We start from the raw sequence: 17063 nt of genomic DNA, 5'->3' as shown, positions 1-17063 counted from the left end.
TGCGCCTCCCGAAGGTCCTGGACCTTCGGGAGCGCGGTCAGCAGGAGTCCGCGGGGGCGGAGAGTCCTTCGAGGGCGTCCTTGAGGGCGTGGAGGAAGCGTGCGGCTGCGGTGGCGTTCAGCACGCGGTGGTCGAAGGCCACGGCGAGGTTCGCCACGGGCGCGGCGACGATCCCCTGCCCGTCCGCCACGGCCGCCTGGCGGACCGAGCTGACGGCCAGGATGGCGCTCTGGCGCTCGTTGAGGATCGGCACGAAGCTGCCGATGCCCAGCGCGCTCTGGTCGGCGATGGTGAACGTGGCGTCCCGCTGTTCGCCCAGGTCGAGGTGGTGGCCGCGCGCGTGCTCGGCCAGCGCGGCGGCCTCGCGCGCGAGCTCGGCGAGGGGCTTGCGATCGGCATCGCGGATCACGGGCACCAGCACGGTGTTGTCGCGCTCGATGTCGAAGGCCAGGCCGATGTTGACGGGCTGGTAGACGAGAATGGCATCGTCGCTGTAGCAGGCGTTGAGCAGGGGGTGCGCCGGCAGCAGGCGGGCGGCCTCGTGGAGGATCACGTCGCGCGCCAGCACGGGCCGCCCCGCCTGGCGGCTGAGGCCGGGCAGGGCCCGTTGCACGGCGTCGAACCGCACGTCGAGGCTTACGAACGCGGCCACCACCTCGCGCGCGATGCGGGCGAGGTGGCTGTCCACGGCGCGCTTGAGGGGGCTGAGCGGGAGGCGCTCGCGGATGGCCGGCCCCCGGGTCTGGGCCGCGGCCTGCCGCACGTCGTCCTCGGTGATGCGGCCGTCGGGCCGCGAGGGCGTGAGGGCCGCGAGGTCCACGCCCAGCTCCTTGGCCAGGCGCCGCGCGCCGAAGGAGGCCTTGACGGCGGTCGCCGCGGGCCTGGGCGCGGCGCGCGGGGCCTCGACCTCGGGCAGCGGCTCGTCGGCGCCGCCCACGAGCGCGATCACCTGGCCGACCGGCACCACGCTGTTCTCGCGGGCCACGATGCGGCGGAGCACGCCGGCCGCTTCGGCCTTGACCTCGACGGCGGCCTTGTCGGTGATGGCCTCGAAGAGCGGCTCGCCGGCCGCCACCGGCTCGCCCTCCTGCTTAAACCACTGGCCGATGGTGGCCTCCTCGATGTTGGCGGCCAGTTTGGGCATGATGACCTTGGTTACCATGTAGCGTCCCCGCACTTGCGCGAAACCAGGCGGACAAACGGATGGGTGGATGAATGGATGGGTGAAGGAGCCCGCAGGCTCCGGCATTCATCCAGCCATCCGGTCATCCATCCATCCCCTCAGATCAGGCTCTCCACGGCGGCCACGATTTTCTCGACCGACGGCAGGAGCGCCTGCTCGAGCGTCGGGCTGCACGGGATGGGGGCATCGGCGCACGCCACGCGGCGCACGGGCGAATCGAGATGGCCGAAACCGCCCTCGGCGATGACGGCGGCCACCTCGGCCCCCACGCCGCCGCGGCGGGTGTCTTCCTCGACAATCACCGCCCGGCGCGTCTTGGCGACAGAGGCCAGCAGGGCCGCCTCGTCCAGCGGGGCCAGCGTGCGGAGGTCCAGCACCTCGCAGCGCATCCCGTGCTCCTCCAGGCGCGCGGCGGCCTCGAGGGCCAGCCCCGTCATCCGCGAGTAGGCCACCAGCGTCACGTCCTCGCCTTCGCGCACCACGGCCGCCTGGCCCAGCGGCAGGACCTCGGCGGGGTCGGGCACGTCGCCCTTGGCGCCGTAGAGGAGCTTGTTCTCGACGAACACCACGGGATTGTCGTCGCGGATCGCCGCCTTGAGCAGGCCGTGCGCGTCGCGCGGGGTGGACGGTGCGACGACCTTGAGCCCCGGGGTGTGGACGAACCAGGCCTCGAGGCTCTGCGAGTGGCTGGCCCCGTAGCCGCGGCCCGCCCCGGCGGGGGCGCGCACCACCATCGGCACCCGCGCCTGCCCGCCGTAGAGGTAGTGGAACTTCGCCGCGTGGTTCACGATCTGGTCCATCGCCAGGGCGATGAAGTCCATGAACATGATCTCCACGACCGGCCGCAGCCCCACCAGCGCGGCGCCCACGGCCACCCCCACGAAGCTGTTCTCGGAGATCGGCGTGTTGAGCACCCGCTCGGGGCCGAAGCGCTTCGCGAGGTCGCGCGTCACGCGGAACGCGCCGCCGTAGAGCGCGATGTCTTCGCCGAGCAGGATCACCCGCTCGTCGCGCTCCATCTCCTCGACGAGCGCGGCCCGAATCGCCTGGGAGTAGGTCATCGTGGCCACGGCAGCCTCACTCGGCGTAGACGCCCTCAGCGGCCAGGCGGGGATCGAGGGGCGGGCTGGCCTCGGCGAAGGCCACGGCCGCGTCCAGTTCCGCCGCCACGTCCGCGTTCATCGCCCCCAGGGCCTCGGCCGACAACGCGCCCTGCCCCTCGAGGCGCCGCTCGGAGCGCAGGATCGGGTCGAGGGCGAGCCAGCACTGCTCCTCTTCGCGGGTGCGGTACTCGCGCTCGTCGCTCTTCGAGTGGCCGACGTGGCGGTACGTGGTGCACTCGAGCAGCGTGGGGCCGCCGCCCGCGCGCGCCCGCTCGGCGGCGCGGCGCACCGCCTCGCGCACCTCGAGCACGTCGTTGCCGTCCACCGTCTCGCCCGGCATGCCATAGGCGGCGGCCCGCGCGGCGATGCGTTCGACCGCGGTGGCCTCGTGGAGGGGCGTGGACATCGCGTAGAGGTTGTTCTCGCACACGTAGACGATGGGCAGACGCCACACGGCGGCCATGTTGAGCGATTCGTGGAACGTGCCCTGGTTCGAGGCCCCGTCGCCGAAGAACGAGAGCACGACCTGTCCCGTGCGCCGCAGCTTGGCCGCGAGCGCGGCGCCCGTGGCGACGGGGATGCCGCCGCCCGTGATGCCGTTGGTGCCGAGGAAGCCGTGCTCGAGGCTGGCCACGTGCTGGGTGCCGCCCTTGCCCTGGCAGTAGCCGTCCCGGCGGCCGAGCAGCTCGGCCATCAGGCGCTTCACATCGAGACCTTTGGCCAGGGCGAGGCCGTGGCCGCGGTGGCTGCCGCTGGCCAGGTCGGTGGGCCGCACGGCGGCGCAGGCGCCCACGGGCACCGCCTCCTGCCCGATGCACAGGTGCGTGGTGCCGTGGATGCGCGCCTCCACGAACAGGCGGTCCACCCGCTCCTCGAAGGCGCGGATGAGCTTCATCAGGCGCAGGTATGCGAGCTCATCGTTCGGCACAGGAGAACGCTCCGCGGAGCCACAAGGGCCTCAGGAAGCCCAGTGACACGGACTCGCACGGACCGCACCGAAGAGGGCTCGCACGCGGGCAGCCTGCCCGTCCCTGCACGTCCGTGTGTGTCCGTGTAGCCCAGCCAGCCGATTATACCCATTTGGCTGGCGCGTTCAAGGATGAGGGAGGCGCTCAGAATCTGCCTTTGTTCTCGCGCCACCACTGCCCCCAGGCGGCGACGGCCGCGCGACGTTCGGCCGGCGGCGCGGCGGGGTCGAACGGCGGGCCGCCCGCGGCAAGACGGCGAAGGCAGGCGCTCGCGCCCTCGCGCACCGGCGCGGAGCCGGAGCCCAGAGCCCGAATCAGCTCGGGGATGGCCACGAACGCATCCACCCGGCGCACCAGTGTGTCGGCGGCTTCGCGGCGGGTGGCCTCGTCGGGGCTGTCGAAGAGGGCGATCTGGTCGCGGGCCTGGCGCTCGAGGGCCGTGGGGAAGAGGCCCAGGTGGAACGCCTCGTCGCACACGGCCACCCCGAGGGCCAGGGTGTAGAGCACCACGCCCGCCAGAAGGATCGTCGCGCGATGCCGCCTCAGGAAGCCCGGTCGCGGCGAGGGTTGTGGCGCGATGCTGGGTTCCACGCGGCCCTCACGGGGTCACACGCGCCGCCCGGTCTCCACGGCCAGCTTCTCCTGGTCGAGGTACTGCCGCTGGCGCGAGAGCAGGTTGCCGAAGTCCACCTCGTGAGCATCGAAATCGGGGCCGTGCACGCAGGCGAACTTGGCCTTGCCGCCCACGAGCACGCGGCAGCCGCCGCACATGCCCGTGCCGTCCACCATGATCGGGTTGAGGCTCACGGTGGTCTTGATCTGGTGGGGCCGCGTGGCCTCGGCCACGGCGCGCATCATCACGGTGGGGCCCACGGCGAACACCTCGTCAATCTTCGTGCCGGCCCTCACCAGCTCATTCAGCCGGTCGGTGACGAAGCCCTTGGCGGCGTACGACCCGTCGTCGGTGGTGACGATCAGCTCGCTGCTCGCGGCCCGCATCTCGTTCTCCCAGAAGAGCAGCGACCGGTTGCGTGCGCCGATGATCGAGATGACGCGGTTGCCGGCCTCCTTGAAGGCCCGGGCCACGGGGTGCACGGCCGCGATGCCCACGCCGCCGCCCACGCAGCACACGGTGCCCACTTTGGCGATGTGCGTGGGCACGCCCAACGGGCCGGTGATGTCGAGAATCTTCTCCCCCGGCTCCATCGTGCCCAGCATCTTGGTGGACTTGCCGATCTCCTGCACCACGATGACGAGCTCGCCCTTCTCGCGGTCGAAGTCGGCGATGGTCAGAGGGATTCGTTCCCCCTCCTCAGTCGCCCGAATGATGACGAACTGCCCCGCCTTCGCCTTGCGGGCGATCAGCGGCGTGTCAATCGCCATCATGAACACCGCGTCGGAGTAGCGTTCCTTGCGCAGAATCTCATTCACCGGCCCGACCCTTTCACAAAGAGGCTTCTTTCCACCAGCCCCGCCGATCGTACTTGCGGCGGCCTGGCGTGTCAAATCGGGGACGGCGCGCGATGGGCCGCTCCGCGCTCCTGCGGGAATCACGGGTTGACGGCGCGGAGCGTTGGCTGTAACCTTGCGGATGGGCGTAGCACTCCGCTCCGTTCCCGAAAGGCACCGCCAACGGCTGCCGTGGCGACTGCGACACGCGCGGCCCGTATGCTGCCCGCAAGAAATGGGCGCATGCCCCCGCGGAACGGCTCTCCGTGAGGCTTCTGCCGGAGGAGGCGGGAGGTGGGCGTGCCCCCTTCATCTCCACGTTCGCCACGATGGAAGAAGCCGAGTAACACTTCAGCCGAATGAAGCGGAGTTTGCAGTGCGGCCTTCAGGCCGCACCCTCGACGTCCAGTACGGGCTGAAGCCCGCACTGCGAACTGCCTCGCTCTCTGAGCTGCGTGCCTGAGGCCCCACTTCATTCGGCCGAGGTGTTGCGAAGCCGAGGCAGCGCGTGGCTTGACGGGTTGGTTCCGAACACATCGTCCCCTCCCAGGTGCGCAGGATGGCAAGGGCCGAGCGGAACGCCGCACTCCCAGCTCCTCGCTCGGCTCGAAGCGGGCATATTGGTGTTCGCTTTCTGACGCCGTGCCGCGGCATCCCGAGTTGACACCTGCGGCGCACCCTGGTAACATCCCTGTTGCCGCAATCGGCCCCGGACGGGGCGGACGGATGAGCCATGCAGTTGGGACAGGACCGGCGCGTGGGCATCGAGAGCGAGTTCGAAAGCTTCAAGGCACGGGTGCGCTGCGAGGTGGAGCAGGCGTTAGAGGCCGGCTTCGCGCTCACGGCCGACACCCAGGTGAGCCGCGTGGCCCGCTACGCGGCGCTGGGCGGGGGCCATCGCTGGCGCGCCATGGCCACCGTGGCGGCCGGGTGCGTGTTTGACGACAGGGCCATGAGCATCTGCATGCCCGGCGCGTGCGGCGCCGAACTCGCCCACGCGGCGTCGCTCCTGCTCGATGATCTGCCCTCGATGGACAACGCGACCGTGCGGCGCGGCAAGCCGTGCGCCCACCTGCGCTTCCCTCGGTGGGCCGTGGACATGGCCCCCGCCTTCCTCGTGAACCTCGGCTACCGCATCGCCCTGCGAAACCCCCTGGCGTCGGCCGAGCGCCGGGTGGCCGCTGCCCTGGAACTCGCGAAGGCCGCCTGCGAGATGTTCGAGGGGCAGGAGATGGACGTGACCGAGGCGGCCCGGGCGGGCGACGGCGCGGAGCTGCTGCAATGCTATCGCCTGAAGACGGGGGCGCTGTACGCATCGAGCGCCAAGGCGGGCGCGATCCTGTGCGGGGCCGGCCGGCAGGAGGCCGACACCCTCTACGAGTGCGGGATGAAGCTGGGCCTCTCCTACCAGATTCTCGATGACACGGCGGATGTGCTCGGCGGCGTGGAGCGCGCGGGCAAGCCCACGGGGCTGGACGGCGCGAAGCCCACGGCCCTGGCCTTCTACGGCGTGGAGGGCGCCGAGGCGCGCGCGAGCGAACTGGCCGAGCAGGCGCTGGCGAGTCTGGACGCCTTCGGGCCGCGGGCCGACATGCTGCGTTGCCTCATCCGCAAGGCGAGCTGGGTGCAGACCGCCTGAGGTCAGCCGCCGATCCTGTGCATTTCCCCGCGAAATGAGCCCTTGTGAGCGGCCGGCTTGGCGGCCGCCGCCTCGGCCAGCAGGCGCTCCAGCGTGGGCCGGTCGAGCCCCCGCCGGATGAGCGGCAGGATGTCCCGCTCCCCCCCCTCGATGAGGCAGGCGCGCAGTCGGCCATCGGCCGTGAGCCGCACGCGGTTGCAGGCGTGGCAAAAGGGCTCGGAGTGGGGCGCGATGACGCCCACGGAGCCCCGGTGGCCCGCGATGCGGAAGCCGCGCGCCGCCGCCGGCCCGCGCTGGCCCGGCAATGGCGCCAACTCGCCCAGCTCGCGCAAGCGGGCCAGCACCTCGGCCGCGGGGACGACGTGGTGGTGGCCCGCGTCGGCCCCCGCGCCGAATGGCATGTACTCCACGAACCGCACCTCGAGGGGGTCCTCGCGCGTCAGCCCCGCGATGGCGGCGATCTCGCCGTCGTTGACGCCGCGCATCAACACCACGTTGACCTTGACGGGCTCGAAGCCTGCGTCGAGCGCGGCGCGCAGCCCGGCCAGGGCGTCGCGCACCTCGCCGCCGCGGGTGATCTGCCGGTAGACGGTGGGCGTGAGGGCAGAGAGGCCGATGTTCACACGGCGGAGCCCCGCCTCGCGCAGTGGGCGGGCGAGCGGGGCCAGCAGCGTGGCATTCGTCGTGAGGCCCAGGTCGAGAAGGCCAGGAATGGCGGCGAGGTCGCGGACGATGGGCACGAGGTCGCCGCGCACTAGCGGCTCGCCGCCCGTCACCCGCACCTTCTCGATGCCGCAGCCCACGGCCAGGCGCACGAAGCGGACGATCTCGTCGCGCGACAGCAGGTCGGCGCCTTCGGCGCCCGACGTGGGTCGGCAGTAGACGCACCTCAGATTGCAGCGCGAGGTGACCGAGATGCGCAGGTAGCGCAGCGCGGGGTTGGGGGTCTCTGGCACGGCGTTCACATCCTCAGCTCGACCACCTCGACCGTGGCCGGGGGCTCGAGCACTGGCACGTCGCCCGGCAGCACGAGGAGGCAGTTCGCCTTGCTGAGGGCGTGAACGTGCGCCGAGCCGTGGTACGGCAGGGGGCGCACGCTGGGGCCATCCGCGCCCTCGCTCAGGCGGCCAGGGATGTGCGCAAGGCGGCCGGGCCGGTGGCGGGCCGTTTCGAGCAGGCGGGCTCGGCGGCGTGGGGGGTGCACCTCGGCATAGCCCATCATCGCCTTGAGCGCCGGCACCACGAACAGCTCGGCGCCCACGACCACCGAGACGGGGTTGCCCGGGAGGCCGAAGATGGCGCACTCGCCGCGCCGGGCGAACACGGTGGGGCGGCCCGGCTGCATGGCCACGCTGTCGAAGAGGAGCTCCGCCCCCATCTCGCGGAGGATCGCAGGAACCAGGTCGAAGTCGCCGGCCGACACGCCGCCCGAGACGATGAGCGCGTCGCGCTTCATCCCCCTGGCCAGTGCGCTCTTGAGGGCCTTGGGCGTGTCCGAGGCGATGCCGAGGAGTCTGGGCTCGATGCCCAGGAGGCGCAGGCGCGCGGCCACATAGGGCGCGTTGGCGTCGCGGATCTGCCCCTCCCTGGGCGTGGCCTCTGGAGGCACCACCTCGTTCCCCGTGGAGAGCACGGCGACGGTGGGCCTGCGGACGACCGGCACGGCCGCCGCACCGCACGCGGCGAGGGTGGGCACGTGGAGCGGGGTGACGACCTCGCCCGCACGGAGCACCAGGTCGCCCTTCCGCACGTCTTCGGCCCTCAGGCAGATGTTCTGGCCCTTCTCGGTCGCCTTGAGAACACGCACCTGGTCCCGGCTGATGCCCGGCTCGGTGTCCTCGATGCGCACTACGGTGTCGGCGCCCTTGGGCACGGGCGCGCCGGTCATGATCCGCACGCAGTCGCCCGGGCGCACCCGGCGCGTGGGCACGGCGCCCGCGGGCACCTCCTCGACCACGTGCAGGGTCGCGGGCAGGCTCGCAAGGTCGCTCGCGAGCACGGCGAAGCCGTCCATGGCCGACTTGTCGAAGGGAGGCATGTCCACGTCGCTGGCGACGTCCTCGGCGAGCACGAGGCCCACGGCGCAGGCCAGCGGCGCGCGCGTGGTCTCCAGGCGCGGCACGTGGGCGAGCAGGGTCTTCATTGCGTCGCTGAACGGGAGCATCGAGGCACCTTCAGAGCGTCTCTGGGTGGGTGAAGAGCCGCGGCAGCGCCCGGGCATGGGCCCCCGCGCGGCGGGGGCGGCCGGGCTCCGCCGCGGGCCTATCCGTGCAGGTCGGGCACAGCGAAGTCGAGGCCCAGGCGCTGGAGGGTCTCGGCCGTGGGCACGCCGTCGGGGCTCCACCCCATCTCGGCGAAGTACTCGCGCTGCTGCGTCTCGAGGTCCACCCGCACGCCTTTGGTGGCTCCGGCCTTGAGGGGCGGCACGCCGAGAATCCGGCCGGGCACCTTGAAGTCGGCGTTCTTCAGCCCTTCGCGCAGGTTGAAGGCCACGCGCAGGTTGGCGATGCGGTCGCCGATGGTCACCAGGTCCTCGGGCGTCCAGCTCGTGCCCAGGGCGGCGTTGAGGAAGTCGGCCTGGGCCTGGGCCGGGATGCACACGGAGCCGAACATGCAGCAGCCGTCGGCGTTGATGACGTGCATGAGGGCGCTCTGGATGCGATGGGCCTTGGCCTTGCCGGCGTACTCGTACTTCTTCTCGGGCGTCCAGCCGCCGTAGAGGTGTTCGAGGCCAGTGACCGGGAAGCCGGCCTCGGCGGCCCAGGCGCTGAACTGGGTGTGGCGGGCGGGCGTGGCATCGAGCTTGTAGCTGGAGGCGAGGCCGGGGCTCAGGCGCGGGTCGTGCATGGGCAGTTCCTCGCCGGCGATCTGCATGGCGCACTTGCTGGCGCCTTTGCCGATCCTCTTGGCGGCGGCCTTCGCGCCGTCGGCGAGGATGGCGCCGAGGCCCTGGCGGCGCGCGATCTGCTCGACGAGGGCCACCACGGCGGGGGCATTGCCCCAGGTGAGTTCCAGGCCGCCGGTGTCGGCCTTGGTGAGGATGCCCTTCTCGTAGCACTCGAAGGCGAAGGCGAGCGTGGCGCCGGTGGAGATGGTGTCCATCCCCATGCGGTTGCACAGGTCGTTCACCTTGCAGATGGCGGCCAGGTCGTCCACGAGCAGCATGGCGCCGAAGACGCCGAGGGTTTCGTACTCGGGCTTGCCGCCCTCGACGGCGAAGGGGCCGCTGGTCTTGACGAAGCCGCCGCAGGCAATGGGGCAGTGCCAGCAGCCGTAGGGCTTGGTGACGACGTCGAGCACGGCCTCGTCGCTGATCTTGGAGGCGGTCTTGAAATCCTCGACGGTGCCGGCCCAGTTCTTGACGGGGCAGTCGCCGCCGGCCACGGCGCCGGCGGTGAGGCCCGAGGTGCCGAACTTGTGGAAGAGCTCGTAGAGGCCCGTCTCGCGCATCTTCTGAATGTAGGCGGTGCGGTGGGCCTTCATCTGGGCGGCGTCGGCGAGGCGCACCTTCTTGGTGGGCACGGCCACAATGGCCTTGAGCTTCTTGGAGCCCATGACGGCGCCCAGGCCGCTGCGTCCCGCGGCGCGGTCGCGGTCGTTCATGATGCAGGCTAGCAGGCTCATCGCCTCGCCGGCGGGCCCGATGGAGGCGATGGCGGCCTCGGGGCCGTAGAGGGCCTTGAGCTTCTCCTCGGTGGCGGTCACGTCGAGGCCCCACAGGTCGGCCGCGCTCTTCAACTCGCCCTTGCCGTCGGCGAGCACGAGGTACACAGGCTCCTTCGCCTGGCCCTTGAAGAAGACGCCGTCGAAGCCGGCGAACTTCATCTTCGGGCCGAAGTCGCCCCCGCAGTTGGCGTCGCCGAAGCCGCCGGTCTTGGGCGACTTGCCGACGACCTGGAAGCGGTTGCCGCAGATGGCCGGCGTGCCGGTGAGCGGCCCGGCGAGGAAGCCGAGCAGGTTCTTCGGCCCCAGCGGGCGCGCGTGCGGCTTCATCTGGGTGTAGAGGTAATAAGCGCCCAGGCCGTAGCCGCCCAGGTACTTCAGGTACAGCTCATCCTCGGGCCTCTTGCGGCGCACCGAGCCGCGAGCCAGGTTCACGAAGGCGATTCTCCCCATCGTTCCGCGAACGGACATGCGCAGCCTCCTGAAGAAGGTGAGGCATGGGACCGACCCGTCTTCCTCAGCAGTCTAGGCGCTTCGGCGCCGCCTGTCAAGCGCGCGGGCCTTTCTGGCGTCCGAACAGGCGAAACGGGGCAACGTCTGGCACTGAAGTCTCCTGCGTTGCCGAGGCGCGCCGACCGCTCTGAGCTGATGCGGGCCATCGAACTCCATGTGCCGTGCTGGACGCGACTTGCACCGTCCGGCTCCTCGGCCCTCGGCTGGCCGGACCTCGCCGGTCGGCGCGTGAATAATCCCACACGCCGTTCGTCTAAACAGGTGGAGGGGAGGGAGTTGGATGCGACCCTGTTGCCGAGGAGAGCCACAATGAAGACACAACTAACCGCAGCTCGGGGCACGGTGGCGCTCGCAGTGGCTCTGACGGCCGCCCTGGCCACCGCCGCCCCCACGCTCTCGACCGAATACCGATACGCCTCGCAACTCAACGAATACTTCGTGCGAGGCGACGCCGCCGTTTCCGAGAGCGCCCAGTTCCGCAAAGGGCTGCGCCTCGCCGCCTGGGACGCCCCGGAACAGGACGACGCCACCCGGGTGGCCGTGGCCACCGCCGCCTACTTCTTCCAGGTGCCCCTCGCCGCAAGATCGGTGGCCATCGAGGTGGCCTATCAGGCCGACCCTGCGGCGACGAATCCGCAAGTGGCCGGCTTCCTCTTCGTCCGCAACAAAGCCATCGAGGACCAGTTCGCCGGCCAGAACAAGGATGGGGAGCGCCCCATCGAGGAGCCGGGCTTCTTCGGAAACACGTATCTCTTGCCCGCGAACCAGCAGCGGGTCAGCGTGACCCTGGCCACCGAGAACCACGTGATTGACGGCGTGCTCGAGGTGCACCTGTCGGCCGGAGCGGGGCAGGTGTTCGACGCCCAGTATGTCCAGGTCACCGCCTTCGGCGTCGTGGTGCTCGTCCCCATCCAGTACGTCGAGCCGGCCGCGTATGTGCCCAACCCGTACGACTACTCGTACTACTACTATTACGCCGGCCCGAACTACTATCCCTACGGCAGCTACTATGCGTGCTTCCAGCTCACTTCCTTCGACCCGATCTTCTGGCACCAGTGGAGTCTGCGCCGCGCAGCCTACTTCACCTATCACCCCTGGTGCTATCGGCCTGCCCACTACTCCCATTGGCCGTTCATCGCGATTCATCGGCCCGCCTTCATCGTCAAGCCGCATATTGACCGCTACCGGGACGACTGGTACCGCCGCTGCTTCCGCGTGGACCCGGCCCACGTGCGGAGCGATGACTTTGACCACCTTATTCGCCGGCGCCGCGATTTCCTGCCGCCCGAGCGCGTGGTGGACCAGCAGCGGGTGGCCCGGCAACTCGTAGACCAGGGCCACGCCTTCGAGCGCGAACTGCGCGACCGCTTCGGCGACCCAGGTACCTCCTGGCGCCGTAACCCCACCGAGGTCACCCAGGCCATCCAGTCGCTCCGCCGCCGCGACGACTTCATCCAGAACACGAAGGCGTGGACAAGTGTTCAAACGACCCGCCGGCCACGCCTCGTGGGCACCTCCCAGCCCTACACCTCGACCGCCGTGCCCCTGGAACTGCACAACCAGACGAGCCCAGGCTTCCCCGGCTCAACGTCCGGCCAGGTCCGCCGAGACATCCCGCAGCCCAAGACCCCCATCGTGCCCAGGCCGCTCGAACTCCAGCCGCTTCAGCCGCGCACGCTGAGCCCCTCTGCCACACGGACGCCCGATACACCCGGCTCGACCGCGCTCCAACTCCCTGACGCTCGCGACCAAACCCTCCGAGAGCGGTTCCAGCAGCTCCTCCAAGGGAATCGGACCACTGGCCCCATACCTGACAAGGGGGGCGCCCGAAACATCCAAGAGAGCACCAAGCCGGCCTGGCGCCGCGGCGACAAGGGCGATGGCGAGACGCTGCGCACGCTACCGGACGTGAACCTCGAGGGCACCCGCCAGCCCCAGATCGGCCCCTTCCGCCGCCTCGAGCAGACCGCGCCGGGCGCCACCACGCCCGCCATCGGCCCGACCGCGCCGGGAAACCCCCACTCGCCGCCCCCGCCGCCCAAGGGCTGGGACGAGCCCAAGCGCAAGCCCCGAAGCGAGCTGGCCCCCACACCGTCGAGACCGGCGCTGACGGCTTCGCTGCCTGCGCCTGCGGTGACTGTCACGGCGCCCATCACGCCGCCCCCCCTGCCGTCACAGGTCACACCGCAGGTCGTTGCGCAGGATGCTGCAAACCGCCGCTTCTCCAACCGCGCTCCTGCAACGGCACGGAGCGAGACCCCGAGCGTGCGCATACAGGGCGAACGCCAGCCGACGTTCGCGTCGGCAAACCAGTGGCAGGCGCAGCCGGCCTTCAGCGCCTCCCCAGCCCCGAGGCTGAGCCCGGCGCCGACGGTGTCGCAGCCGCCGGCTCCCCTGCCCGCCGTGCGCTCGCGTGACCGCAATGCCGATGTTGGGAGCGCCAACCCGAGCAGTTCCCCGACCGTCCCTCAGGACACGGAAGGCAGGGGGCGCGGCCGTGGAAGGGGCAGGTAGCCTCCCACAACGCCTGCCGAATACGCTCAGGCGGCGCAGCTCGTTGAGCAGGCGCCATCGGGCGTTTCTGCGCCGAAACGAACCGGCCCTGGCGCCGCCGGGCAGCGACGCCAGGGCCGCGGGAACACTCATCCCGGTTCCCCTCGCCTACTTCGCCGCTCCAGGCGCCCCGGGCGTTGTTGTGAATTCGGCCGGCACGGGGATCGTCACCTGGCCCGTCGCCGCCCACTCGGCGCCGCGGCACAGCAGCGTCGCGGCATCCGGCACGGCAGTCGAGGCGGGGTCGTGGCCCAGCACGCTCACGAACACACGCCCCTTGCCGTAGGCCACCGTCCACACCATCGGTTCGTGCATGCCCGTGCCCTTGCCCTCCTTCGAGCTGAAGGCCGTGGCGAGGATGGCCATGTTCTCGCACGGGCCGCGCATGCCGTGGTACAACTCGTCCTTCACGTGCATCCACTTCTCGGGCAGGCCCTTCATCACGGGGTGCTCCTTGTCGCGCACGATCACCTCGAAGGCGTGCGCGGGCCCGTGGCCGCCGCCCGGCCCTTCGCCCTTGGCCATCTTGACGAGCTTCCCGTCGTCGTCCAGCGCCACGCGGTCGCCGAAGCCCGGGGCGCGCCAGCCCATGCCCATCATCTTGTTCCACTCGGGCCACTGGGGGAACGCGAATACCGCGGCGTGGTAGAAGACCAGGCCGCCGCCGCCCTCCACGAACTTTGCGAGCGCGGTGTTGATCTCCGGCGCCCAGCCCTCGCCGGCGTAGTTCATCAGCACCACCTGGTACTTCGAGAAGTCGGGCTTGAACTTGTCCCACTCGTCGGCCGGTGCGCCCTTGGGCGGCGTCGTCACCACGTCCACGTTGAACCGCTCGGTCTTCGCGAGCAGGTCTTTGACGACCGGCGTCGTGGCCTTCCAGTTGTGGTTGTGCTGCCCGTCTATGATCAGGAGATTGATCTTCTCGGCAGCCGTCGCCTGGCTCACCAGCGCCAGGGCGAGCGCCGCGCACGCCGCCACCGCCAGACAATGCCCTGCTCTTCTCATCGGCTTCTCTCCTTTCCAAGGATGCCCACAGGGTCGCTCACACTGAGCGGTAAGACTATCGAATCGCCCTGCGGAACGCAAGCGCGGCTCCGCCCCTTCACGGCAGCCGCAGCACCTCTAGCCCGTCGAGCTTCGGCACGAAGAGCAAGCCGTCCCGAATCACCCCGGCCTGCCAGGCGTACGAGCGCCGGTAGGCCGCCAGCCGCCTCGGAGCGGTCGGGTCGGTGATGTCGTAGACCTCCTCGCAGCCGTAGTCGCCCAGGATCAGGCGGCGGTCGTCGGCCAGCACGTCGCAGGCGAAGTACTGCCAACCCTTGCGGTCGGCGATGTCGAGCGAGCCGACGGCGCGGATGCTGGCGGGGTCGCGAACGTCGAAGATGAGCACATAGGGGCCGGGCGCTTCGAGAGCCGTGGTCACGTAGAGATAGCCCCGCGAGAAGGCCAGCCCAGGCGCGCCGTTGCCGCCGCCATCCTTCAGTTCCAGCGATTGGGCCTTGCCGCCGATTCGCACCTCGGCCGCGCTCAGGTCGGCGGTGATGCGTGGTTGCTTGGGGTCGGACGCATCCACCGCGAGAATCCGCTTGCCTGTGTAGCCGACCAGGTAGAGCATCTGGCCGGCGCGAAGCACGCGGAACCCCTTGCCGCCTTCGAGCGCCGTCGTCGAGAGCACGCGCGGCTGGAGCGGCTGGGCGATGTCGTAGACGAGCAGGCGGCAGGGCGTCTTGCCTCTCGGCGCGGCCGCGACGAAGGCGCGCGCGTCCGAGACGTCGAGGCACGGGGCGTGCAGAGGCTGGCCATCGGCATCCAGGAACTCCCCCGCCCTCCGTGGGCGCGATGGCTCTGCGATGTCTACCACCGCGAGGCCGTCCTCCTGCGGCAGGTACATCGCGCAGCCCTTGCCGCGAATCTTCGCCTTGTAGTTCAGCCACTGGCCGTCCCAGTAATGGCCCACGGTCTTCGGGTTCGATGGCTCTGCGATGCTGATCACGTGGATGGTGCCGCCGAAGGTGTGGGCCATGAAGGCGTGGTCGCCGTTGAGATAGAGCCAATGCCCTTCGGCAGCGGTCGGCGCGCCGCCGAGCTTCGCGGGCCTGAGCGGGTCGCGCACGTCGAACAGCCACAGGCCGAAGTTGTAGTCGTTTACGTAGAGCGTGTCGCCCACGAGCCTCATCTGGCTGTATTCCGTCGGCATCGGGTCGTCCAGGGACACGACGACCTTCGGCGAGGGCAACAGCCTCTCGTCCTCGAGCTTGGTCGCGTCCGCCGGGGGCTTGGCTTCGGATGGGACGAGCTGTTGCGTGTCCAACACATAGAGCCGGCTGTGCTGGTTCCGCGAGACGCAGTGTCCGCTGGCGATGTTGCGCCCGTCGGCCAGGAAGACATGGCGGCCCGCCAGCGCGACGTCGCGTATGTGGGTGCTTCGGTCGTCGAAGGCGATGTGGGCGATCCGCTCCGGCTTGCCGGGGTCTCGAATGTCGCAGAGGGTCAGCTCGCGGCACTGCCAGTACTTGCTTGTGGAAGCGGGGTGGCCGAGGAGCAGGCGCTCCCTGTCCATTGCCAGCACGCGGCCATAGGCGGAGGCGCCCGCCTTGTCGTGCACCGCCGCGTTGGCGAACTCGCCGCGCACGACGGGCTCGGTGGGCGACTTCCACTCGAGGAGGGCGACACGGCGGCCGCCATCGAGGATGGCCGCCGACAGGCCGTAGTCGTCGCAGAAGGTGAGTTGGTAGCCCTCGCGGACGAGCGTTGCCCCGGCCGCATGGTCCTCGGGCAGCGTGGGCATCCCCTCCCCCTTGAGGCGTGCCACGGGGATGCGGGCAAGTTCCTTCGGCACCTCGGGCTCGTTGAGGTCGAGGACGACGATGTCCTCCGTGGTCGCCGTATAGCCGACGCCGTCGGGCCGCAGCCCCGCGAGGAATGACCGGCCCCACTTCTCTGCATCCCAGGGGATCTCTTTCATCTCGCCGCGCTCGCGCAGCGTGCTCAGGCCCTTCACCGCGAGCAGCTTGCCCCGCGAACTGCTCAGGTACACGAGGTCCCGCGCAGGCAGCGGATAGATGATCGAGGTGAAGTGCCAGGACGGAATGTACCGCACGATCTTCGGCTGCCGCCTGTCCGCGACATCAATGACCGTGGCGCACCCCTCCCCCGCGTTCACCAGCGCCGTGTCGCCGAAAACAAAGGGCCGCCCCGACCCTGGCACGCCGAAGCCCGTATAGCAGAGGCCGACTGGGTCGAGTCTGGGCAGTTGCGCGGCCGATACTGCGACGCGCCACAGTACTGCCAACGCCAAAGCGCACGCGCCGCGTGTCACGCGCTCACCCCTCCAGGTTCCCACGATTCGGCGGCCCGCCACCAGCGTTCTCGCTAGGAGACGCCTCGCCCTGGCTCCAGGATGGCCTCGATGGAGCGCCGCAAGGCAGGCAGTCGTTTGCGGATGGCCCCCCAGACCAGTACGGGGTCCACCCCGAAGTAGGCGTGGATCAGCCGATCCCGCATTCCGGCCATCTCCTTCCAGGGGATTTCGGGGTGTCGCTGGCGGATCGAGTCGGGGATGGCCTTGGTGGCTTCACCAATGATCTCGAACTTACGCACCACGGCGCTCAGCGTCTTGTCATCTCTTTCAAACGCCCGGTAGTTCATCCCCGCGACAAATACCTTGATGCTGTCAATGGCGGCGAGGATGTCTTCGAGAAAGAGCCTGGCATCCCTCATACAGAGACGGCCTCCCTGAGGATGCTCTCGCGGATCTCAGCGCGGATCGCGCGCCGGGGAACGAGGTCCACCTTGAGTTGCAGCCTTTCCTCGAGGAAGGCTCCCAAGCCGCTCAACTCGAAGAGCGTGGCCTTGTCGTCGAAATCCACCACCAGGTCCACGTCGCTCGTAGGGCCTGCCTCCCCTCTTGCGAATGACCCGAAAAGCGCGATGCCCGTGACTCCGAACTTCGCGCGGAGTTCCGGCATTAGGCCGTGAAGACTCTGCATGAC

14 protein-coding genes are annotated in these 17063 nt (G+C 70.1%); 2 read left to right on the top strand and 12 right to left on the bottom strand.

Going from position 1 to position 17063, the window contains the following annotated elements:
- Positions 1–37: 37 nt before the first annotated feature.
- From PLE19_15485 to PLE19_15465, 5 genes are all read right to left on the bottom strand, one after another.
- A complete protein-coding gene (locus tag PLE19_15485; protein HPD16355.1) occupies positions 38–1162 on the bottom strand; it encodes a 2-oxo acid dehydrogenase subunit E2 in 1125 nt (374 codons plus the stop codon).
- Between the two features lie 119 nt (positions 1163–1281).
- Positions 1282–2244, bottom strand: coding sequence for an alpha-ketoacid dehydrogenase subunit beta (locus PLE19_15480; protein ID HPD16354.1), 963 nt, complete (start codon positions 2242–2244; stop codon positions 1282–1284).
- 16 nt (positions 2245–2260) lie between these two features.
- Positions 2261–3214: a thiamine pyrophosphate-dependent dehydrogenase E1 component subunit alpha gene (locus PLE19_15475; protein ID HPD16353.1), complete on the bottom strand. Its 954-nt coding sequence runs from the start codon at positions 3212–3214 to the stop codon at positions 2261–2263.
- Positions 3215–3398: 184 nt separating this feature from the next.
- Positions 3399–3845: a hypothetical protein gene (locus PLE19_15470; protein ID HPD16352.1), complete on the bottom strand. Its 447-nt coding sequence runs from the start codon at positions 3843–3845 to the stop codon at positions 3399–3401.
- A gap of 15 nt (positions 3846–3860) precedes the next feature.
- Positions 3861–4685, bottom strand: a complete 825-nt coding sequence (locus PLE19_15465) for a sulfide/dihydroorotate dehydrogenase-like FAD/NAD-binding protein (GenBank protein HPD16351.1) — start codon at positions 4683–4685, stop codon at positions 3861–3863.
- 751 nt (positions 4686–5436) lie between these two features.
- Here PLE19_15465 and PLE19_15460 point away from each other — a divergent pair.
- Positions 5437–6342: a polyprenyl synthetase family protein gene (locus tag PLE19_15460; protein ID HPD16350.1), complete on the top strand. Its 906-nt coding sequence runs from the start codon at positions 5437–5439 to the stop codon at positions 6340–6342.
- Positions 6343–6344: 2 nt separating this feature from the next.
- On the opposite strand, the gene moaA is transcribed toward PLE19_15460, so the two are convergent.
- The 3 genes from moaA to PLE19_15445 form a co-directional block, all read right to left on the bottom strand.
- Positions 6345–7298 (bottom strand): GTP 3',8-cyclase MoaA, encoded by a 954-nt coding sequence (gene moaA / locus PLE19_15455; GenBank protein HPD16349.1) that lies wholly within the window; start codon positions 7296–7298, stop codon positions 6345–6347.
- Between the two features lie 5 nt (positions 7299–7303).
- Positions 7304–8506: a molybdopterin molybdotransferase MoeA gene (locus PLE19_15450; protein HPD16348.1), complete on the bottom strand. Its 1203-nt coding sequence runs from the start codon at positions 8504–8506 to the stop codon at positions 7304–7306.
- A 98-nt stretch (positions 8507–8604) separates the two neighbouring features.
- Positions 8605–10476 (bottom strand): aldehyde ferredoxin oxidoreductase family protein, encoded by a 1872-nt coding sequence (locus tag PLE19_15445; GenBank protein ID HPD16347.1) that lies wholly within the window; start codon positions 10474–10476, stop codon positions 8605–8607.
- A 351-nt stretch (positions 10477–10827) separates the two neighbouring features.
- On the opposite strand from PLE19_15445, the gene PLE19_15440 reads away from it, so the two are divergent.
- Positions 10828–13032, top strand: a complete 2205-nt coding sequence (locus PLE19_15440) for a hypothetical protein (GenBank protein ID HPD16346.1) — start codon at positions 10828–10830, stop codon at positions 13030–13032.
- Positions 13033–13179: 147 nt separating this feature from the next.
- Here the strand turns inward: PLE19_15440 and PLE19_15435 are convergent, their stop codons facing one another.
- From PLE19_15435 to PLE19_15420, 4 genes are all read right to left on the bottom strand, one after another.
- On the bottom strand, positions 13180–14076 hold the full coding sequence (locus PLE19_15435; GenBank protein HPD16345.1) for a ThuA domain-containing protein: 897 nt from the start codon (positions 14074–14076) through the stop codon (positions 13180–13182).
- Positions 14077–14173: 97 nt separating this feature from the next.
- Positions 14174–16390 (bottom strand): hypothetical protein, encoded by a 2217-nt coding sequence (locus PLE19_15430; protein HPD16344.1) that lies wholly within the window; start codon positions 16388–16390, stop codon positions 14174–14176.
- A gap of 53 nt (positions 16391–16443) precedes the next feature.
- Complete coding sequence (locus tag PLE19_15425; protein HPD16343.1) at positions 16444–16791, bottom strand: DUF86 domain-containing protein; 348 nt, start codon at positions 16789–16791, stop codon at positions 16444–16446.
- Positions 16788–17060 carry a nucleotidyltransferase family protein gene (locus PLE19_15420; protein HPD16342.1) on the bottom strand — a complete coding sequence of 91 codons (273 nt, stop codon included), beginning with the start codon at positions 17058–17060 and terminating at the stop codon, positions 16788–16790. The genes PLE19_15425 and PLE19_15420 overlap by 4 nt, the downstream gene beginning before the upstream one ends.
- Between the last annotated feature and the right edge of the window lie 3 nt (positions 17061–17063).

The organism is Planctomycetota bacterium, from assembly GCA_035384565.1.
Taxonomy (GTDB): Bacteria; Planctomycetota; PUPC01; order DSUN01; family DSUN01; genus DAOOIT01.
Note: the sequence above shows the minus strand (reverse complement) of the source record. Positions and strands in the feature narration are given on the sequence as shown.